The organism is Streptomyces sp. RPT161 (genome assembly GCF_027533845.1).
In the GTDB taxonomy this organism is placed as follows: domain Bacteria; phylum Actinomycetota; class Actinomycetes; order Streptomycetales; family Streptomycetaceae; genus Streptantibioticus_A; species Streptantibioticus_A silvisoli_A.
On record NZ_JAPZVN010000026.1, the window covers coordinates 24124 to 44112 of the forward strand.

Annotated in this window: 13 protein-coding genes; 2 read left to right on the plus strand and 11 right to left on the minus strand. The window is 71.4% G+C overall.

All coding sequences use genetic code 11. From position 1 onward, the window contains the following. Window positions 1-51: 51 nt before the first annotated feature. The 6 genes from O5O46_RS31310 to nsdA all read right to left on the minus strand — a co-directional run bounded on the left by O5O46_RS31310 (window position 52) and on the right by nsdA (window position 8537). Window positions 52-615: a GNAT family N-acetyltransferase gene (locus O5O46_RS31310; protein ID WP_269859019.1), complete on the minus strand. Its 564-nt coding sequence runs from the start codon at window positions 613-615 to the stop codon at window positions 52-54. A gap of 22 nt (window positions 616-637) precedes the next feature. Further along, window positions 638-2182 carry a signal recognition particle protein gene (gene ffh, locus O5O46_RS31315; protein ID WP_269859020.1) on the minus strand — a complete coding sequence of 515 codons (1545 nt, stop codon included), beginning with the start codon at window positions 2180-2182 and terminating at the stop codon, window positions 638-640. Between the two features lie 262 nt (window positions 2183-2444). Beyond that, window positions 2445-4901: a [protein-PII] uridylyltransferase gene (locus O5O46_RS31320; protein WP_269859021.1), complete on the minus strand. Its 2457-nt coding sequence runs from the start codon at window positions 4899-4901 to the stop codon at window positions 2445-2447. Between the two features lie 59 nt (window positions 4902-4960). Further along, window positions 4961-5299, minus strand: coding sequence for a P-II family nitrogen regulator (locus tag O5O46_RS31325; protein ID WP_269859022.1), 339 nt, complete (start codon window positions 5297-5299; stop codon window positions 4961-4963). Next, window positions 5296-6681 (minus strand): ammonium transporter, encoded by a 1386-nt coding sequence (locus O5O46_RS31330; RefSeq protein WP_269859023.1) that lies wholly within the window; start codon window positions 6679-6681, stop codon window positions 5296-5298. The genes O5O46_RS31325 and O5O46_RS31330 overlap by 4 nt, the downstream gene beginning before the upstream one ends. A gap of 344 nt (window positions 6682-7025) precedes the next feature. Then, a complete protein-coding gene (gene nsdA / locus O5O46_RS31335; protein WP_269859024.1) occupies window positions 7026-8537 on the minus strand; it encodes a transcriptional repressor NsdA in 1512 nt (503 codons plus the stop codon). A 506-nt stretch (window positions 8538-9043) separates the two neighbouring features. Here nsdA and O5O46_RS31340 point away from each other — a divergent pair. Then, the gene (locus O5O46_RS31340; protein WP_269859025.1) at window positions 9044-9721 is read left to right on the plus strand and encodes a bifunctional DNA primase/polymerase; all 678 of its coding nucleotides are present in this window, start codon (window positions 9044-9046) and stop codon (window positions 9719-9721) included. Window positions 9722-9779: 58 nt separating this feature from the next. On the opposite strand, the gene ftsY is transcribed toward O5O46_RS31340, so the two are convergent. Beyond that, window positions 9780-11009, minus strand: a complete 1230-nt coding sequence (ftsY, locus tag O5O46_RS31345; protein ID WP_269859026.1) for a signal recognition particle-docking protein FtsY — start codon at window positions 11007-11009, stop codon at window positions 9780-9782. Window positions 11010-11222: 213 nt separating this feature from the next. Here ftsY and O5O46_RS31350 point away from each other — a divergent pair, with 213 nt between their 5' ends. Further along, window positions 11223-12677 carry a purine-cytosine permease family protein gene (locus O5O46_RS31350; protein WP_269859027.1) on the plus strand — a complete coding sequence of 485 codons (1455 nt, stop codon included), beginning with the start codon at window positions 11223-11225 and terminating at the stop codon, window positions 12675-12677. A gap of 563 nt (window positions 12678-13240) precedes the next feature. Here O5O46_RS31350 and O5O46_RS31355 read toward each other — a convergent pair. The 4 genes from O5O46_RS31355 to O5O46_RS31370 all read right to left on the minus strand — a co-directional run bounded on the left by O5O46_RS31355 (window position 13241) and on the right by O5O46_RS31370 (window position 19608). After that, entirely contained in the window at window positions 13241-14671 is a 1431-nt protein-coding gene (locus tag O5O46_RS31355; RefSeq protein ID WP_269859028.1) for a sugar porter family MFS transporter, read from the minus strand. Between the two features lie 255 nt (window positions 14672-14926). Next, window positions 14927-18541: a chromosome segregation protein SMC gene (gene smc / locus O5O46_RS31360; RefSeq protein WP_269859029.1), complete on the minus strand. Its 3615-nt coding sequence runs from the start codon at window positions 18539-18541 to the stop codon at window positions 14927-14929. Window positions 18542-18791: 250 nt separating this feature from the next. Next, on the minus strand, window positions 18792-18992 hold the full coding sequence (locus O5O46_RS31365) for a hypothetical protein (RefSeq protein ID WP_269859030.1): 201 nt from the start codon (window positions 18990-18992) through the stop codon (window positions 18792-18794). A 352-nt stretch (window positions 18993-19344) separates the two neighbouring features. Beyond that, window positions 19345-19608, minus strand: coding sequence for an acylphosphatase (locus O5O46_RS31370; protein ID WP_269859067.1), 264 nt, complete (start codon window positions 19606-19608; stop codon window positions 19345-19347). Window positions 19609-19989 lie beyond the last annotated feature (381 nt).

Below are 19989 nucleotides of genomic sequence, written 5' to 3' on the forward strand. Positions count from 1 at the left end.
GCTCTGACAGGCGGCGGGACCCCTACCCGGAACGTCCTCGTCCGCGCGGGCTCACAGGCCGGGCCACTCCTCGGCGGTGAGCGCGAACCGCTCGTGGTCCCGCCAGGCGCCGTTGATGTAGAGCATGCGCGGCGAGAAGCCCTCGTGCCGGAACCCGAGCCGCTTGGCCAGCGCGATGGAACGGACGTTGTCCGGCTGGATGTTGATCTCCAGACGGTGCAGCGCCAGGCCGTCCGCGGCGTCGGGGCCGCGGCCCGAAGAACCCGCGTTGGGCGTGGTGGGTGACGGGTGGGCGAAGCACCGGTCGATCACCTGGCGCATGCCCTCGGTCATCCGGCCGGTGCCCGCGTACGGCAGGTACGAGTCGTAGCCGAGGGCGCCGTTGCGGAACCGGCCGCGCACGATGTTGGCGACGTTGCACTTGCCGACGAGGCCGCCGTCCTCGTCGTTGACGACCAGGAAGGTCTGGAGCGTCGGCCCCTGGTTGCGCAGCAGCTCGGCGAACCCGTTGGGGTCGACCGGGTTCCAGGCGCCGATGTGCTCGGCGGACCGGGTGACGGCCTCGGCGTAGGCCGTCGCATCCGCTGGTCGTGGCGGCCTGATGTGAACGCGCATGGTGATCGGTCGCGGCCCCCGGTCAGCCCATGAACTTCTTGAACTCGTCGGGCAGTTCGAACTTGCCGTCGTCGCCCGCCGGGAGGCCGAACGGGTTGTCGGGCTGCTGTTCGCGGCGGGCGGCGGCCGCGGCCTCGTCGGCCTTGCGCTTCATCGGGTTGCCGCTGCGCTGCTTGCCCTTGGCGGGCTTGGCCTTCTTCTTGTTGCGGGCCCCGCCCCCCAGGCCCGGCATGCCCGGCATCCCGGGCATCCCCGGCATGCCGCCCTGCGCCATGCGGGACATCATCTTGCGGGCGTCGAAGAACCGCTCCACCAGGTTCTTGACCGCGCCCACCTCGACGCCGGAACCCCGGGCGATACGGGCCCGGCGCGAGCCGTTGATGATCGTCGGGTCGGTGCGCTCGGCCGGGGTCATCGACTTGATGATCGCGGCGGTGCGGTCCACGTCCCGCTCGTCCAGGTTGTTGATCTGGTCCTTGATCTGGTTCATCCCCGGCAGCATGCCGAGCAGCTTGGAGATGGACCCCATCTTGCGGACCTGCTCCATCTGCTGGAGGAAGTCGTCGAGGGTGAACTCCTTGGGGCCCTTCGCCAGCTTGGCCGCCATCTTCTCGGCCTCGGCCTGGCTGAAGGTCTGCTCGGCCTTCTCGATCAGGCTGAGCACATCGCCCATGCCCAGGATGCGGGACGCCATGCGGTCCGGGTGGAACGCGTCGAAGTCGTCCAGCTTCTCGCCGTTGGAGGCGAACATGATCTGCTTGCCGGTGACGTGCGCCACCGACAGCGCGGCGCCACCGCGCGCGTCACCGTCGAGCTTGGAGAGCACCACGCCGTCGAAGCCGACGCCGTCGAGGAAGGCCTGGGCGGTGTTGACCGCGTCCTGACCGATCATGGCGTCGACGACGAAGAGGATCTCGTCCGGGCTGACCGCGTCGCGGATGTCCGCGGCCTGCTGCATCAGCTCCTGGTCGATGCCGAGGCGGCCCGCGGTGTCCACGATGACCACGTCGTGCTGCTTGGTGCGCGCGTACTCGATGGAGTCCTTGGCGACCTTCACCGGGTCGCCGACGCCGTTGCCCGGCTCGGGCGCGTAGACCGCGACGCCCGCCCGCTCGGCGACGACCGCGAGCTGGTTGACCGCGTTCGGACGCTGGAGGTCACAGGCGACCAGCAGCGGGGTGTGTCCCTGGCCCTTGAGCCAGCTGCCGAGCTTTCCGGCGAGCGTGGTCTTACCGGCGCCCTGGAGACCGGCCAGCATGATCACGGTCGGCGGGGTCTTGGCGAACCGCAGCCGGCGGGTCTCGCCGCCGAGGATGCCGATCAGCTCCTCGTTGACGATCTTGATGACCTGCTGGGCCGGGTTGAGCGCCTGCGAGACCTCGGCGCCTAGCGCCCGCTCCTTGACCTGCTTGATGAACGCGCGGACCGCGGGGAGCGCGACGTCCGCCTCCAGCAGCGCGATGCGGATCTCACGCGCGGTGGCGTCGATGTCCGCCTCGGACAGGCGGCCCTTGCCCCGGAGGTTCTTGAAGGTCGCTGCGAGGCGATCGGAGAGAGTGTCGAACACGGCGTCGCGGATCCTCGGGTCGGCGGCGGGCGGATATCGCCCTCCAGGGTATCCGGACAGTCCAGGTGCGGTCTCCACCGCGGTCCGGCCAGCGGTGGAGAAGCGTGGAGAGGGTGGTAAATCCGCTCAGTCCCGAGCTTGGAGTTGCCCGTGGGGTGATCGGGTACGTGGGACCGCGAAGCGGGCGTACTGGCGCGGCTTCGCAACAGTACGGGCGCCCACCGGCAGCGGCTCGCCCCGGACGGACCGCCACCGCAGCGCGTCAACCCAGCGCCGCCTCCAGCTCCCGGGCCACCTCTGCCGCCTGGTCCGGCGGAAGCGGGGTGCCGTCCAGGCCCACCACGTAGAACGCGTCCACCGCGTTGGCGCCCAGTGTGCTGATCCGCGCCGAGCGCACCGCCACCCCGGCCGCGTCCTCCAGGGCGCGGCCGATGCGGTGCAGCAGCCCCGGCGCGTCCTGCGCCCGGACCTCGATCACGGTGGCCACCTCGGAGGTGCCGCCCACCACCGTCACTCTCGGCGGCGGCGCCGGAACGCCCCTGCGGCGCGGATAGGCGGCCTCGCGCTCCGCCAGCCGGGACTCGATGTCCAAGGACCCCTCGAAGGCCCGCGCGAAGTCGGCCCGCAGCCGGGCCACCTCCGGCAGCGAGCCGAACTCCGCCGCCACCCGCCAGCTGAGCAGGGTCACCAGGCCCGCCCCGATCGGGTCCGCGGTGCGCAGGTCCGCCGCGCGCACCGTCAGCCGGTGCAGCGCCAGTACGCCCGCCGCCGCGGGCAGCAGCCCGGGCCGGTCCGGCACCGCCAGCAGCAGTTCCACGCCGACCGGCTCGGTGCCGTCCTCCGCCACCGGCTCCGACTCGGCCCGCAGCGCCAGCACCGGGGCGCCGGTGCGTGCCGCCTCGACCGCCAGCCGCTCCTCCTCGGCCGACAGCTCCCGGGTCGGCGGCCCCGGCGGCGCCTCACCCGCCAGTAGCCCCGCCACCCGGCGCACCAGGTCGGCGACGAGCGAGGCCCGCCACGCGCTCCACGCCGCCGGCCCGGTAGCGAGCGCGTCGGCCTGGGTCAGCGCGTGCAACAGGTCGAGGCACTCCACCGACCTGACCGCCTTCGCCACCGACTCGACGGTGGCCGGATCGTCCAGGTCGCGCCGGGTGGCCGTCTCGATGAGCAGCAGATGGTGCCGTACCAGCAGGGCGAGGGTGTCGGCGTCGGCGCGGCCGAAGCCCAGGCGCGCGGCCACGTCCCGGGCGATGACCTCGCCCGCCACGCAGTGGTCGCCCGGCCAGCCCTTGCCGATGTCGTGCAGCAGTGCGCCGATCAGCAGCAGGTCGGGGCGGCCGACCTGGCGGGTCAGCCTCGCCGCCTGCACGGCGGTCTCGACCAGGTGCCGGTCAACCGTCCAGCGGTGTACGGGGTTTCGCTGCGGGCGGCAGCGCACCCGCTCCCAGTCCGGCAGCAGCCCGGTGATCAGTCCCTCGGCCTCCAGCGCCTCCCACACCGGCACCGTGGCCTGCCCGGCGCCGAGCAGCGTGACCAGTTGCTCCCGGGCCTCCGCGGGCCACGGCACCGGCAGCGCGGGCGCGGCGGCGGCCAGCGCCCGTACCGCGGGCACCGAGATCGGCAGGCCCGCCTGGGCGGCGGCGGCCGCCGCGCGCAGCGGCAGCACCGGGTCACGCTCCGGCCGGGCGGTGCGGGCCAGCACCGCCTCGCCCTCCTGCTCCACCACGCCCTCGGCCAGCGGCACCCGCTCCACGTCCACCGGCTCCACGCGGCCGCGCCCCAGGAACCGTTTGCGGGGCCGCGCCGACCGTGCGCGCAGCACCCGGCCGACCGCGCGCCAGGTCACGTCGCTCGCGTACGCCACCGTGCGGGCCGCCTCGTACACCTGCCGCAGCAGTGTGTCGGCGTCCAGCACGCCCAGCCAGGAGGCGACCTGGTCCTGCTCCTGCAGGCTCAGCCGGTCGGTGGCGCGCCCGGTGACCAGGTGCAGCGCGTCGCGGGTGTCCAGCAGCCGGGTGCGGGCCTCGGCCAGGCCCTCGCGGGGGGCGTCGGCCAGCCAGGAGGCGGCGACGGCGCGCAGCACGGTCGCGTCGCGCAGTCCGCCGCGCGCCTCCTTCAGGTCGGGTTCCAGCAGATGGGCCAACTCGCCCTGGCGGGCCGCCCGTTGCAGGCACAGCTCGTGCAGTTCGGGCAGCCGTTTGGGGGCCTGTGCGCGCCAGTCGGCGAACACGGCGGTGCGCAGGGCGGCGGTGATCGCCGGGTCGCCCGCGATGTGGCGTGCGTCGAGCAGGCCGAGCTGCACCTTCAGGTCGTCCTCGGCGGTCTTGCGGGCCTCGGCGGGGGTACGCACCGAGTGGTCCAGGGCCAGGCCGAGGTCCCACACCGGGTACCACAGGCGGTCGGCGAGCGCGGAGACCTCGCGGGTGCCGGCCGTGCCGTCGTGTAGCAGCAGCAGGTCCAGGTCGCTGCGCGGGGAGAGTTCGCCGCGCCCGTAGCCTCCGACGGCGACCAGTGCGGTACCGGTGGGCCGGGTCGGGAAGAGTCCGGTGAGCCACCGGTCGGTCAGGTCGGCGAGCGTGGCACGGCGCGACGGCCCTGGCTGGCCCTCCTCGTTGAGCAGGGCCAGCCGGGCCGCCGCATAGCCGGCATCGGGCGACCGTGCGCCGTCCGGTACACGGTGGGGGGTCCCGGAGGCCTCCGGGACGGCACGGTCAGTCATACGGTCTCCCAATGCCAGGCGCGATTCCGCATCGTCCAGGGTGGGTCGTCCGCGCGGGCCTACAGGGCGTCGGGGCCGCGCTCGCCGGTCCGCACCCGGACCGCGGTGTCCACGGGGACGCTCCACACCTTGCCGTCGCCGATCTTGCCGGTCCTGGCGGCCTTCACCAGGACCTCGATCAGCTCGTCGGCGTCGGCGTCCTCCGCCAGGACCTCTATGCGGATCTTGGGCACCAGGTCGACGGTGTACTCGGCGCCGCGGTAGACCTCGGTGTGACCGCGCTGGCGGCCGTACCCGCTGGCCTCGGTGACGGTCAGGCCCTGCACCCCGAAGTCCTGGAGGGCGGTCTTCACCTCGTCGAGGCGGTGCGGCTTGATGACTGCGGTGATGAGTTTCATGCGTCCACCTTCGGCTCCGCGGCCTGGGCCGGGGAAGCGGTCTCGTTCTTCTTGCCGGTGACCGCCTTGCTCTCGGCCGCCACCGGGAGGCCGCCGAGCCGGGCGGCGGAGCCGACCCCGGCGAAGTCGTAACCGGTTTCGGCGTGTTCGCACTGGTCGATGCCGGAGACCTCGTCGTCCTCGCTGACCCTGAAGCCCATCACCAGGTCGATCACCTTGGCGAGGACCGCGGAGACCACCAGCGAGTACAGCAGGACGCAGACGACACCGACGGCCTGCTTGCCGAGTTGCCCGAACCCGCCTCCGTAGAACAGGCCCTTGGCGGTCTGGCCGACACCGCCGGTGGCGAACAGCCCGATCAGCAGCGAGCCGACGATGCCGCCGACCATGTGCACGCCGACGACGTCGAGCGAGTCGTCGTAGCCGAGCTTGAACTTCAGCCCCACCGCCCAGGCGCACAGCACACCGGCGATCACGCCGACCGCGATCGCGCCCATCGGCGAGACCGAGCCGCAGGCCGGGGTGATCGCGACCAGGCCCGCCACCGCGCCGGATGCGGCGCCCAGGGTGGTGAAGGAGCCGTGCCGGATCCGCTCGTAGCCGAGCCAGCCGAGCATGGCGGCGGCGGTGGCGACCTGGGTGTTGGTGAACGCGACCGCGGCGACGCCGTCAGCGCCCAGCCACGAGCCCGCGTTGAAGCCGAACCAGCCGAACCACAGCAGTCCCGCGCCGAGCATCACCAGCGGCAGGTTGTGCGGCCGGAACGGATCGCGCTTGAAGCCGACCCGCTTGCCGATGACGAGGATGACCCCGAGCGCCGCGGCGCCCGCGTTGATGTGCACCGCGGTACCGCCCGCGAAGTCGATCACGCCGAGCTTGGCCAGCCAGCCGCCGGTGCCCCACACCCAGTGCGCGACCGGGAAGTACACCACGATCGCCCACAGTGTGATGAACAGCGCCCACGCGGTGAACCTGACCCGGTCCGCCAGCGCACCGCTGATCAGCGCCGGGGTGATCACCGCGAACATCAGCTGGAAGACGGCGAACACATAGATCGGGATGCCGTAGCCGGGCCACAGCTGGGTGATCCCTATGTGCCGCATGCCCAGCCAGTCGGTGCCGCCGATGAAACCGCCGTGGTCGGTACCGAACGCGAGGCTGAAGCCGAACAGGGTCCACAAGATGGTGATGATGCCGAGGCTGATGAAGCTCATCATCAGCATGTTCAGCACACTCTTGACCCGGACCATGCCGCCGTAGAAGAAGGCGAGCCCTGGCGTCATCACCATCACCAGGGCGGCGCTGATCAGCATGAACGCGGTATGGCCCGTGTCAAGTACGGGCTTGTCGGCAGCGAGCGTCGTCAAGATGCCGGCTGGCATCGGCGCCTCCTCGTCGTCGGTACGGCCCGCGTTGGCGTGGGGGAATGAAAGGGCCGGTTATCGCCTAGAGCGTGGCCCAGCCGGGTTTCAGTCGCCGCCGTGCGGTGTTTCGCCGCCGTGACGAAGATGGCGCGCGTGTTACGGCCGAGTGAACCGGTCCGCGCCGGTCATGGTGAACGCGGTACTCCGTATACCGGTACCCGCTGGCTGCTACAGGCCACTGGCGGGCCCTTCGACGCGCAGACAGAACCGGCCGCGGCGGTTGCCCGTCGACCTGGCGGTGGGGGAGCCTAGTCGGGCTGATCGGGGTGGCCGCCGCGGCCGGAGTGAAGGGGTCCGTCACATCACACGGCCTGGGCCGCCGGATCCTGCTCGTAGTCGTCGGGAAGGTCGGTGCGCAGCCGGTCGCTGAGCGCGACAACCTCGGCCACCTGCCCGAAGTCGCGCACAGCGGTGTCGGTGGTGCGGCGGATGCGGGTGTTCACCCGCTCGGAACGGATCCTCCTGGCGACGCCGATCGCCTGCACGGCCAGCTCGGAGGCGTGCTCGGGGTCCTTCTGGAGCAGATGGACGCTGGCCATGCCGATGAGGTTCAGGGCGTAGCTGCGCTGGTGCTCCGGGTCCTGGGCGAACAGTTCCACGGCACGCTCCATCACCGGCTGCGCCAGCGAGGCGTATGTGGGGCTGCGGCCCGCGACGTACGCCAGGTCACGGTAGGAGTGCGCGTTCTCCGCGTTCAGCTCGGCCTCGGAGAAGAACCGCATCCAGTCCGGGTCCTCGTCCGGGTGGCGGTCGGTGAAGGTGTCCTCGGCCATCCGCACCGCGCGGTGGCACTTCTGCACCTGGCCCATGCTGGCGTAGGCGCGGGCCTCCATCGCGTAGAGCATCGACTGCGTGGTGGCGGTGGCGGTGTCCCGGCTGCCGTACTGGGCGAGGTGGATAAGCTCCAACGCGTCGTCGGGACGGCCGAGGTGGAGCATCTGGCGGCTCATGTTGGACAGCACATAGGCGCCGAGCGGGCGGTCCCCGGCCTCCTTCGCGGCGTGCAGCGCGAGCACGAAGTACTTCTGCGCGCTGGGCTGTAGGCCCACGTCGTAGCTCATCCACCCGGCGAGTTCGGCGAGTTCGGCGGTGACCTTGAACAACCGCCTGGAAACCGGTTCCGGATGGCTCTCCTGGAGCAGGTCGGTCACCTCGTGCAGCTGCCCGACGACCGCCTTGCGGCGCAGGCCGCCGCCGCACTGGGCGTCCCACTGGCGGAACATGACCGTGGTGGCCTCCAGCAGGTCCAGCTCGGGGCCGGAGAGCTTGGTGGGCCGGGACGACCGCTCGGCGCGCGGGGTGCGGGAGGGCGGGACGGCGTCGGCCGCCGGGGTGGGCACCAGCCAGCGCTGCATCGGCTCGATCAGCGCGGGCCCGGCGGACAGCGCCAGCGAGGCGCCGAGGAAGCCGCGCCGCCCCAGCATCAGGTCGCTGCGGGAGAACTCGCTGATCAGCTCGACGGTTTGGGGCCCCGCCCAGGGCAGGTCGACACCGGAGGTGGCGGGGGGCTGGTGCGCGCTGCGCAGGCCGAGGTCCTCGATGGCGACGACCGAGCCGAACCGCTCGGAGAACAGCTCGGAGAGGATTCTCGGGATCGGCTCGCGCGGCTGCTCGCCGTCCAGCCAGCGCCGCACCCGGGAGGTGTCGGTGCTGACGTGGTGCGCGCCGATCTGCCGCGCCCGGCGGTTGACCTGACGGGCCAGCTCGCCCTTGGACCAACCGCTGCGGACGAACCACGAACGCAGTTGTTCGTTGGCCTGCTTCTCCGCGACGCCGCTGGCCTCGGCCTCGCCGCTCGTGACGCTTCCGCCCACCGGAACGCCCCCATCCCACTTCTCTTCGCCGAACTGTCCAAAGGATGCCGCCAGTTGGGGCTCCTTGTCCTCAACGCGCCACCCCCGGTGACCGAATGCCTGTGCGTTCTCTGCCTCCGGCATACCCGCGGACGGCGCGACTTCCGTGGGCTCGTAAACCGAAAGTAATCCCGTGATCACCCATCCGGCGAGGGCAGATACCAAATCGCCACCATTCGCCACCCCTTCGAATGAACTCTTCCCTGCTCGCACACGATTCACTTGACAGATGAACATCAGGTCCGGGTGGAGCGAAGCGCGCCAGGGCGCGCACTACACCGCGCACCACACCCCGCGCCGCGATGCGCCGCCGACGCGCCGCCGCCGACGGCGCGTCGGCCCTGGGGCGTGGGCAGGCAGCCCGAACCACATATCGCGCTGATCCGTGCCGCCAGGGCCTCCACCGAGGGTGGTGGTGGGCGACGGGCGGGCGTAACCATCGACGAATTCCGAGTGTTGGAGGTGACATGGGCTTCACGATCGGCAGCTTCCGGGAGATTCGGGACATCACTCCCGGCGTGCGCCGCCGCACCCGCGCCTCGGTCCGCTCAACGATCGCGGAGTACACGGCGGTGCACGGCTGGGCGGTGGCCCCTGGTGCCCGCGCCACCCGGGGCGGTGGCCAGTGCAGTTGCGGTGATCCGGGGTGCGCGGCGCCCGGAGCCCACGCGTTGGACTTCGCCGACGAGATTCCGGCCGGCGCGACCGGTGAACAGGTCGGCGTCGCCTGGGCGTTGACGCCGGGCGCGGCCGTACTGCTGCCCACCGGGCGGACGTTCGATGTGTTGGAGGTGGCCGAGGAGGCGGGCTGCCGGGCGATGGTGCGGCTGGAGCGGATGGGACTGCGGCTCGGCCCGGTGATCGGCACGCCGGACGGCCGTGCGCTGTTCTTCGTCGCGCCCGGCGCGGCGGACGAGCTGCCGCGGCTGCTCTACCGGATGGGCTGGGACGGCGCCGCTCTCGATCTGCGCTGCCGGGGACTGGGTGAGCACGTCACCGCCCCGCCGTCGGACCTCGGGGGGCTGGGGCCGGTGCGCTGGCTGCGGCCGCCCTCTCCGGACCGGCAGCCGCCGGAGGCCCGGCTGCTGCTGGGCACGCTGGCGTACGTGTGCCATCGGCACGGGACGCTGGCGCGGACGATGTGATCCCGGCATGCGTAAGGGGCGCCCGCACAAGCGGGCGCCCCTTACCGTTACGTGTCGGTCAGTCGCCGATCAGCGCGTCGACGAACGCCTCCGGCTCGAACGGCGCCAGGTCGTCCGGCCCCTCGCCGAGGCCGACCAGCTTGACCGGTACGCCCAGCTCCCGCTGGACGGCGACCACGATGCCGCCCTTCGCGGTGCCGTCGAGCTTGGTCAGGGCGATGCCCGTGATGTCCACGACCTCGGCGAAGACGCGGGCCTGGACCAGCCCGTTCTGGCCGGTGGTGGCGTCGAGGACGAGGATCACCTCGTCCACGGGGCCGTGCTTCTCCACGACGCGCTTGACCTTGCCCAGCTCGTCCATCAGGCCGGTCTTGGTGTGCAGGCGGCCTGCGGTGTCGATCAGCACCACGTCGGCGCCCTCGGAGATACCTTCCTTCACCGCGTCGAAGGCGACGGAGGCCGGGTCGCCGCCCTCCGGGCCGCGGACGGTGCGCGCGCCGACCCGCTCGCCCCAGGTCTGGAGCTGGTCGGCGGCGGCGGCACGGAAGGTGTCGGCGGCGCCCAGCACCACGCTGCGGCCGTCGGCCACCAGGACCCGGGCCAGCTTGCCGGTGGTGGTGGTCTTGCCGGTGCCGTTGACCCCGACCACCATCAGCACGGCCGGGGTGTCCTGGGGGCTCTCGGTGTGCAGGACACGGTCCATGTCGGTGCCGACCAGCGCCAGCAGCTCCTCGCGCAGCAGTGTGCGCAGTTCTTCGGGGCTGCGGGTGCCCAGCACCTTGACGCGGGTGCGCAGCCGCTCGACCAGTTCCTGGGTGGGGGCCACGCCGACGTCGGCGGTGAGCAGGGTGTCCTCGATCTCCTCCCAGGTGTCCTCGTCGAGGCGGTCCCGGGAGAGCAGGGTGAGCAGCCCCTTGCCGAGGGTGGTCTGGGAGCGGGACAGCCGGGAGCGCAGCCGCACCAGGCGGCCCGCGGTGGGCTCCGGTACCTCGATGGGCGGGGCCAGCGGTTCCCCGGCGACCTCGGTGGGCTCCTCGACCTCCGGGGCCTCGACGGCGGTGGCCGCCTCCGGCAGGTCGACCTCCTCGATGGTCCTGCGGGGTTCTTCGCGGGGTTCCTCCGCCTCCTCGCCGACGTGCGGCTCGGCCGGCGGGGCGGTGATCTTCGGTTCTGCCGACGGCGGCGGCGCGGGCGGCAGCTGCTTCTTGCGGCGGCTGCTGACCACGAGGCCGCTGAGCGCGCCGACCGCGACCAGGGCGATGACTACAGCAAGGATGACGGTTTCCATAACGCCCTCCAGTATCGGCCACGGCCCAACGCCCGTGCCCGTGAAGACGCGGGGCTCACAGCTAAAGCAACTTAATGGGACAAAGGTCACCCTTGACGTCTTCCTGACGCGCATACGATCCTGATCTGCAATGCGCGTAGACGGGACTTAATGATCGTCTCATAGCCGCTGTCGCCCCTCCCCCTCGATTTCCCGCTCGGAGAAACCACCCTTATGGAGAAGACGCCTGCTCCCGATGCCGAAGGTGCCATCGAGACCCGCGGCATCGAGCCCGTCCCCGACTCCGAGCGGCACGGCCGCGTCAGAGAACTCTTCCCCACCTGGGTCGCGGCCAACATCAGCGTCCTGCTGCTCACCATGGGCGCGGGCCTTGTGGTCTCCAACGGCCTGAACTTCTACCAGGTCCTGCTGGTCGCCGTTCTCGCCCCCATTGTCTCGTACGGCATCGTGGGCGTGCTGACCATCGCGGGCAAGCGCGGTGGCGCGCCTGGCATGACGCTCTCCCGTGCGGTGTTCGGTCAGCGGGGCAACCTCTTCCCCGGTGCGGTCACCTGGATCGCGCGCTGGGGCTGGGAGACGATCAACGCGGTGACCGGCGCGTACGCGGTGCTCACCATCTTGAACCTGCTGTTCGGGATCAAGAGCAACACACCGCTGATCGTCGTCACCCTGCTGTTCTTCGTCGGCGCCACCTTCACGGTCAGCGGTATGGGCCGCAAGGTGCTGCTGCTGTGCAACAAGTGGTCGGCGTACCTGTTCGGCGCGTTCAGCATCGCGGTGCTGGGCTATCTGATCGCCGAGACCGACTGGTCCGCGGTCTTCTCCCGCCCGGCGGGCTCAACGGCGTTGCTGGTGGCCGGAGTCGGCACCATCGCGGCCGGTGGTATCAGCTGGGCGCCGTCCGGTGCGGACTTCTCCCGCTACCTGCCGCGTACCGCCTCCAGCAAGGGCATCGTGGGCAACACCGTCGCGGGCGCGGGCATCGTCGTGGTGCCGCTGGTGCTGATGGGCGCGGTGATGGCGGTCGGCACCCCGGACCTGGCGAAGGCCACCGACCCGGTGTCGTTCATCGGCAAGCTGCTGCCGATGTGGCTGTCGGTGCCGTACCTGCTGATCGCGCTGATCGGCATGCTGCTCATCAACAGCATGTCGATGTACTCGGCCGGGTTCACCGCGCAGACTCTGGGCTTCAAGATCCCGCGCGCCTGGGCGGTCAGCGTCAACGCGGTCATCAGCCTGGTCTTCGGCTCGCTGCTGATGATCGTGGCGACCAGCTTCATCAGCTCGTTCATCTCCTTCCTGACCCTGCTGGCGGTCTCGTTCTCGGCCTGGATCGGCGTCTTCGGCGTCGACATGCTGCGGGGTCGGGTGTACGACCCGAAGGCGCTGATGGACACCACCCGCACCAGCGCCTACTGGTACCAGGGCGGCTTCGCCTGGCAGGCGATGACCGCCTGGGCGGCGGGCCTGGCCACCGGTCTGTGCTTCACGGCGGTGTCCTGGTTCTCCGGCCCGCTGGCCGGCACCTGGCTGGGCAAGAACGGTCTCGGCTGGGCGGTCACCATCGTCGTCGCCGCCGTGCTGTACGCGGTGCTGCCCCGGCAGAAGGCGGTTGCCGCCGCTGAGGCGGCGGAGCCCGTCGACCTGGACAAGACCCTGGTCGGCTGACCTCAGACGCTCCAACTCGACGTCCCCCCTTCGCCGTTGCCCGGCGGAGGGGGGACGCTTTCGTACGGTGGCGCGACGCCTGGCCGGTGAACTTCCCTCTCGTCAGGGCCCGTTGGAAAACGGACGGGCAGAGCCGTGGGAGGTCGGGTTGCTCCCCGCGCGGCGGAGACCGGCTGGGGGCTTGGGGGCAGGCGCCCGCCCCCGGCGAGGGATGACCTGTCGGGGCGTGCGCTTCTGTTCGGGCCGCGGGCCCGGGTCGCACGCGGGCCTCGGGGCTGGCGAGTCCGAACCGGTGTCCCGCCGCATCGGCGCGAGCCTGTCGGTGTTCGAACGCGCCCCGCCAGTGGGCCCCGCCTCCGGCCTCCCGTAAACCCGGAACCGTAATCGGACGGGCGGTTGCCCGTCCCCCTGCCGAGCACACCGCCGCGCGCTGCCAGCTCGCCCTCCCCCAGCGGCGCTTGGGCGCGCCGCCGAGGAAGCCCCGCCCCCGAAAACCCGTCGCCCCGGCTCAGCGGGGCTGAGCCGGGGCGGCGGTGCTGGAAGGGGCGGGCAAGCGGGGTTGGTCAGCCCATCTCTTCCAGAGCCTTGCCCTTCGTCTCCCGGACGAAGAACGCCACGAACGGGATCGAGAGGAGGGCGAAGAAGGTGTAGATCACGTAGGCACCGGACAGGTTCCAGTCGGAGAGCGACGGGAAGCTGACCGTGATGAGCCAGTTGGCGATCCACTGCGCGGCGGCGGCCACGCCGAGCGCCGCCGCCCGGATCTTGTTCGGGAACATCTCACCGAGCAGCACCCAGACCACCACGCCCCAGGACAGGGCGAAGAACAGCACGAACGCGTGGGCCGCGCCGAGCGCCACCGCGCCCTGCAGTCCCGGCATGTGGATGTGCGTGCCGGAGCCGGTCTTGTACGAGAACGCCCAGGCGCACAGTCCCAGCGAGACGGCCATACCGGCGGAGCCGATCAGCGCGAGCGGCTTGCGCCCGATCCGGTCCACGAAGACCATCGCGATCACGGTGCCGATCACGTTGATGATCGAGGTGGTGAACGAGTACAGGAACGAGCTGGTCGGGTCGATGCCGACGGACTGCCACAGCGACGCGGAGTAGTAGAAGATCACGTTGATGCCGACCAGCTGCTGGAAGACCGACAGCCCGATGCCCACCCACACGATCGGCAGGAGGCCCACCCGGCCGCCGAGCAGGTCCTTGAACGTGGACCTGTGCTCGCGGTGCATGGCGGTGCGGATCTCGGTGATGCGGGCGTCGAGGTCGGCCTGGCCGCCCTCGACCTCGGCGAGCACCTTGCGCGCGTCGGCCTCGCGGCCCGCGGAGATCAGGAAGCGCGGGGACTCCGGGATGGCGAAGGACAGCAGCCCGTAGAGCGCCGCGGGGACCACCATCACGCCGAGCATCCACTGCCAGGCCTCAAGGCCGCCGAGGTGGCCGCGCTGCTGGCCGTGAGCCATCTGCAGGATGCCGTAGTTGACCAGCTGTGAGATCGCGATGCCGATGACGATCGCGGCCTGCTGGAAGGAGCCGAGGCGGCCTCGGTAGGCGGGCGGTGCGACCTCGGCTATGTACGCGGGGCCGATCACCGAGGCCATGCCGATGCCGAAGCCACCGATCACCCGCCAAAGGGTGAGGTCCCACACGGCGAACGGCAGCGCGGAGCCGATCGCGCTCACCACGAACAGCAGCGAGGCGATCCGCATGACGCGGATCCGGCCGATGCGGTCGGCGAGGCGGCCCGCGGTGGCGGCGCCGATCGCGCAGCCGAGCAGTGCCGCGGCGACCACCTGGGCGAGCAGGGCGTGGCTGATGCCGAACTTGCCCTGGATGCCGTTGACAGCGCCGTTGATCACGGAGCTGTCGTAGCCGAAGAGGAATCCGCCCATGGCTGCGGCGGCGGTGATGAAGATGACGTGGCCAAGGTGGTCAGGCGCGGCCCCGGGGCCGTCCTTTCCGAGGTCCACTGCGCTGCTACTGGTCAAGGTGAACTCCTGGGGCTCCGCACTGAGCCCTCCCTGGGGGCCTGGATCTTCGACTGCTTCGAGTGTCAGGCGATCCAACGCCCGTGACCACTCGGCTATACATCGAAAGTTAAAACGACGTTGCAGAGACTATGCCTTCAAGTTTCGAAGTCAATAGGGGGCAGTGGGTCTGTTTGGACACAATTACCGGCAGGGGACGTTCACGTATTGAACTCTTGACGGAAGCGTCGCCAAGCCGATACCAACGGCGTCCGACTACTTCTTTCCGTCCCCCAGCCGCTGACTGATCACCTTCGACACACCGTCGCCCTGCATCGACACGCCGTACAGCGCGTCGGCGACCTCCATCGTGCGCTTCTGGTGGGTGATCACGATCAGCTGCGAGCTCTCCTGAAGCTCCTTCATGATCCCGATCAGCCGTTGGAGGTTGGTGTCGTCGAGCGCGGCCTCCACCTCGTCCATCACATAGAACGGGCTGGGCCGCGCCTTGAAGATCGACACCAGCAGCGCCACCGCGGTCAGCGACCGCTCGCCGCCGGAGAGCAGGGAGAGCCGCTTGACCTTCTTGCCCGGCGGCCTGGCCTCCACCTCGACGCCGGTGGCCAGCATGTCGTCGGGGTCGGTGAGGATCAGCCGTCCCTCACCGCCGGGGAACAGCCTGGAGAAGACGCCCTCGAACTCCCGCGCGGTGTCGTGGTAGGCGGCCGTGAAGACCTGCTCGACGCGCTCGTCGACCTCCTTGACCACCTGCAACAGGTCGGCACGGGTCTTCCTGAGGTCTTCCAGCTGCTCGGAGAGGAACTTGTGCCGCTCCTCCAGAGCCGCGAACTCCTCAAGGGCGAGCGGGTTGACCTTGCCGAGCTGCTGGTACGCCTTCTCGGCGGCGCGCAGCCGCTTCTCCTGCTCGGCACGCACATAAGGGCGCGGCGCGCCCTCGGTGTCCGCCGCCTCTCCCCCGGCCGGGGGGATCGTCGCCGCGGCGTGAGGCGCCTCGGTTGACGGTGGTGGAGGCAGACGGGTGGGCGGTACGAGCTGGTCGGGGCCGTACTCGGCGACCAGTCCGGCCGGTTCGACGCCGTGCTCCTCCAGCGCCTTGGCCTCCAGTTGTTCGATGCGCAGCCGCTTCTCGGCGCCCAGCACCTCGCCGCGGTGCACCGAGTCGGTGAGCTTGTCCAGCTCGGACTTCAGACCGCGTGCGGCGTCCCGTTCGGCGGCCAGCCGGGCCTCGCGCTCCGCCTTCGTCCGCTCCGCGGCCGACCGCTCCTGCTCGGCGCGGGCCAGCGAGACGGTGACGTACTCCAACAGGCCCCGGGCACCGGCCAGTACGGCGGAGGCCACCCGCCCCTCGTGCTCCTGGCGCGCCCTGCGCTGGGCGGCGCGCGCCCGCGCCTCACGCTCCATGCGCGCCGCCCGGTCCAGCGCGTCGGCGCGGCCCGCGAGGGCCTTGACCCGCTCCTCGTGGGTGCGCAGTTGCAGCCGGGCCTCCATCTCGGTCTGCCGGGCGTTGGCGCCGTCGGCGGCGAGCCGGTCCCGGTGCGAGGTGTCCGGTTCCTCCTCGGCCGGGCTCTGTTCGGCCTCCCGCAGCCGGCCGGTCAGCTCGGCGAGTTCCGCGCCGGCCTTGGCCAGCGACTCCTCGGCGCGGGCGACGGCCGCCGAGGCGCGCTCCGCCTCCCCGGCCGCGCCGCGCGCCTGGCCGCCGAGGCGGCCGAGTTGCTGGGCGACCGCCGACTTCTCCCTCTCCGCGTCCCGTCGCGCGGCGGCGAGCTGCTCCACCGTACGGGTGGCCTGCGCACGCCGCTCCTTGGCCCGGGCCTGGGTCTCGGTGAGCTCCTCGCAGCGGGCCGCGAGCTCGCGCAGCCGTGCCGCCGCCTCGTCGACCGCCGCCTGCACCTCCAACTGGCTCGGCGCCCCGGCCGACCCGCCGTGCGCGAAGTGGGCCGCCAGTACGTCGCCTTCGGCGGTGACGGCGGTGAGCCCGGGGTGCCGGGCGATCAACGCCTCGGCGTCCGCGAGGGTGTCCACCACCACGGTGTCGCGCAGCAGCCGGCGAAGTGCGGGCAGCAACTCCTCGGGCCCGCCCACGAGTTCGGCGGCGGGCCGCCCGGCGTCAGGAAACGTTCCGTCTGCCGTCCGGACAGCCTGCTCCGCCGCGGCCCCGCCGATGAGCAGGGCGGCCCGGCCCGCGTCGTCCTTGCGCAGCAGCCGCAGGGCCGCGGCGGCGGCACCGGGGTGGCTCACCGCGACGGCGTCGGCCGCGGCGCCCAGCGCGGCGGCGACCGGGACCTCGAACCCCGGTGCGACGGTGAGCAGTTCGGCGGCCGGTCCCAGCAGTCCGGTGAGCCGGTCGGTGGCGCCGAGCAGTATCCCGGTGCCGTCCTTGCGGCGCAGTCCGAGGGCGAGCGCGTCGTGCCGGGCGGAGAGCGCGGCGCGTTCCCGTTCGGCGGCGGTGGCGGCCTCGCGGGCGGCGGTCAGCTCCTCCTCGGCCCCCTCCAGCTCGGCCCGGGCGGACTCGTAACGTTCCTCCAACTCCGCGTCGCCCGCGGCCAGGCCGTCGACCTGGGCTCTTAGCTGCTCGTACTCCTCCTGTGCGGCCACCGCGCGCTCGGCCGCCTCGTCGCGGGCGGCGGCCAGTCGGCCGATCTCGGCCTCGGCGGCGCCGGCCCGGCTGCGGGCCGCGTTGACCTGACCGTGCAGCCGGGCGAGGCCCTCGCGGCGGTCGGCGATCGCCCGGGCGACCGCCTTGAGCCGCTGGTCCTCCTGGGCGAGGGCGCGCTCCAGTTCGGCGCGGTGCGCGACGGTGTCGTCCAGCGCGGACCGGGCGGCCTCCAGCGCCGCGGCCAGCTCGGCCTCCTGTTCGCGGATGCGGGCCGCTTCGCGCTCCATGTCCTCCGGGTCGCGGCCACGCCGCTCCTCTGTCTGCGGTGCGGTGGCGTGCTTGACCTTCTGCTCGGCCAGGCCGATGGTCCCGCGCACCCGCTCGGCGAGTTGCGACAGCCCGTACCAGGTCTGCTGGGCCTCGGCGAGCCGCGGCCCGGTCTGCCGTACCTGTTCCTCCAGTTGGGCCTCGCGCCGCGTGGCGATGGCCAGTTCGGCCTCGACCGCGTCGCGGCGTTCCTTCAGCGCTGTCTCGTCGGCGATCTCGCTGCGCAGTGCGGCGCGCAGGGTGACCAGGTCGTCGGCGAGCAGCCGCAGCCGGGCGTCCCGCAGGTCGGCCTGGATGACGGCGGCGCGGCGGGCTACGGCGGCCTGGCGGCCCAGCGGTTTGAGCTGGCGGCGCAACTCGGCGGTCAGGTCGGTGACCCGGGCCAGATTGGCCTGCATCGCGTCCAGTTTGCGCAGCGCCTTCTCCTTGCGCTTGCGGTGCTTGAGGACGCCCGCCGCCTCCTCGATGAAGGCGCGGCGGCCCATCGGGTCGGCGTGCAGTACGGAGTCGAGCTGGCCCTGGCCGACGATGACGTGCATCTCGCGGCCGATACCGGAGTCGGACAGCAGTTCCTGGATGTCGAGCAGGCGGCAGGTGTCGCCGTTGATCTGGTACTCGCTGCCGCCGTTGCGGAACATCGTCCGCGTGATGGTGACCTCGGCGTAGTCGATGGGCAGGGCGCCGTCGCCGTTGTCGATGGTGAGCGAGACCTCGGCGCGGCCGAGCGGCGGGCGGCCGGTGGTGCCCGCGAAGATCACGTCCTCCATCTTGCCGCCGCGCAGGCTCTTGGCGCCCTGTTCGCCCATGACCCAGGACAGGGCGTCCACCACGTTGGACTTGCCCGAGCCGTTGGGGCCCACGACGCAGGTGATGCCGGGTTCGAAACGCAGGGTGGTGGCCGACGCGAAGGATTTGAACCCGCGCAGGGTCAAGCTCTTGAGGTGCACGCCGAGCTCTCCTCCTCCACTGCGCGGCGGCTGCCGCTGATGACGCTGTCGAGGAGTCGGACTCTACAGTTCGAGCCCGGTTTCACCGGGGAGGATGCAGGGCACACCAGAGGTTAAGAAACGAAGAGGATCACGGGGGTGCGGTCGAGGGGGACACGACGAAGGGACGCCGAAGCGTCCCTTTACATAACTTCAAGCGGTGTGCTGATCCGGGCCGAGCGGTTTCGGCCGGGTCAAGCCAGCAGCCGGATCAAGCCAGCGCGGGCTCCGCCTGGGGTACGTCGATGGAGCTGAGCAGCGACTCTTCACGCGACGAAGCCAGAGCGTCGTTTTCGGCCTGGATCCGTACAAGCTCGGACTCCAGGTCCTGTACACGCTGCTGAAGTCGTCGCATCTCGGCGAGGAGTCGCGGGTCGGGACCGCCGACGTAACCGAGAAGCGCCTTTGCCATGATGGATGGTCCTCCACGCTGAGTGACCGACCTAAGCGGTGTGGGTCGTGAGGGGGTTGCCGCACCCGCCGTTTGCGCCGCCGCCGTTGTCCTTCTCACAGCCAAACAGCTAAGGTGCGCGGGGCTTCCAGCGTCTCACCAAAAGGTTTGACGGTCAACACGATCACACCCCTGTCGTGCGGCGCGCCGTCAACGTCACGCGGCGCGTCACTCGCCGCGGGGGCACCCGCAGGGGGCTCAGAGATCATCCTTCGCGGCAGCCTGGCACGCCGATCCGGAAAAGGCAACCGCCACAGCCGAGCTGTACCGCCCAATTGCCCGCAGCCTATGCGCGGCTTCCCGGCCCACGCCATCAGCGGGTGCTGAATCCGTCATATCCGCCCCGCGGCTCACCCCAGATCTCCGTGACACCATCGACCCGACCTGGGGTTTCGCCGCCCCTGAGCCAGTCGAGCAGTCGCTCGCAGCGCTCCTTGGCGCCCTCCGCGACCACCTGGACGCGCCCGTCGGCGAGGTTGGAGACGTAGCCGCGCAGGCCGCCGATCTCCAGTGCCGTGACCCGGGTCCACCACCGGAAGCCCACACCCTGGACCCGGCCGCGCACCCAGGCGGTCATCCGCACCTGACCGTCGGCTCCGTCGTCGCCGACATCACCGTTTCGGACGTGGTCGACGTCACCGTTCTGGACGCACCCATCGCCGTTGCGGTCCGAGTCGTTCACCGGGTTTCCCTCTCTCCATGACCGCGTCCAGTCCTGTGTCATATGCCGCAGGTCCGGCGCGGCCGACGGACGTCAACCGTACGCGGGCACCGCGCGACGGCGGCCCGCGGCACCGATGCAACGGCTCCCGCGGACATCCGGCACCCCGTCAATTACCTGGGTCACGCGCGGGTGTCGGCCCGGGTTCGATACAGTCACGCCGGATCAGGACTCACCCGTTCGAGTGAACGCGGGCGTTCTTCCGCAGCGCCGCGGGGCACCGCCGACACCGGGAAG

Excerpts from the sequence above, each read along its gene's own strand:
- O5O46_RS31310 (WP_269859019.1), bottom strand. The coding sequence starts at position 615 with ATGCGCGTTCACATCAGGCCGCCACGACCAGCGGATGCGACGGCCTAC.
- O5O46_RS31320 (WP_269859021.1), bottom strand. The coding sequence starts at position 4,901 with ATGACTGACCGTGCCGTCCCGGAGGCCTCCGGGACCCCCCACCGTGTA.
- O5O46_RS31325 (WP_269859022.1), bottom strand. The coding sequence starts at position 5,299 with ATGAAACTCATCACCGCAGTCATCAAGCCGCACCGCCTCGACGAGGTG.
- O5O46_RS31330 (WP_269859023.1), bottom strand. The coding sequence starts at position 6,681 with ATGCCAGCCGGCATCTTGACGACGCTCGCTGCCGACAAGCCCGTACTT.
- O5O46_RS31340 (WP_269859025.1), top strand. The coding sequence starts at position 9,044 with ATGGGCTTCACGATCGGCAGCTTCCGGGAGATTCGGGACATCACTCCC.
- ftsY (WP_269859026.1), bottom strand. The coding sequence starts at position 11,009 with ATGGAAACCGTCATCCTTGCTGTAGTCATCGCCCTGGTCGCGGTCGGC.
- O5O46_RS31350 (WP_269859027.1), top strand. The coding sequence starts at position 11,223 with ATGGAGAAGACGCCTGCTCCCGATGCCGAAGGTGCCATCGAGACCCGC.
- O5O46_RS31365 (WP_269859030.1), bottom strand. The coding sequence starts at position 18,992 with ATGGCAAAGGCGCTTCTCGGTTACGTCGGCGGTCCCGACCCGCGACTC.
- O5O46_RS31370 (WP_269859067.1), bottom strand. The coding sequence starts at position 19,608 with ATGACCGCCTGGGTGCGCGGCCGGGTCCAGGGTGTGGGCTTCCGGTGG.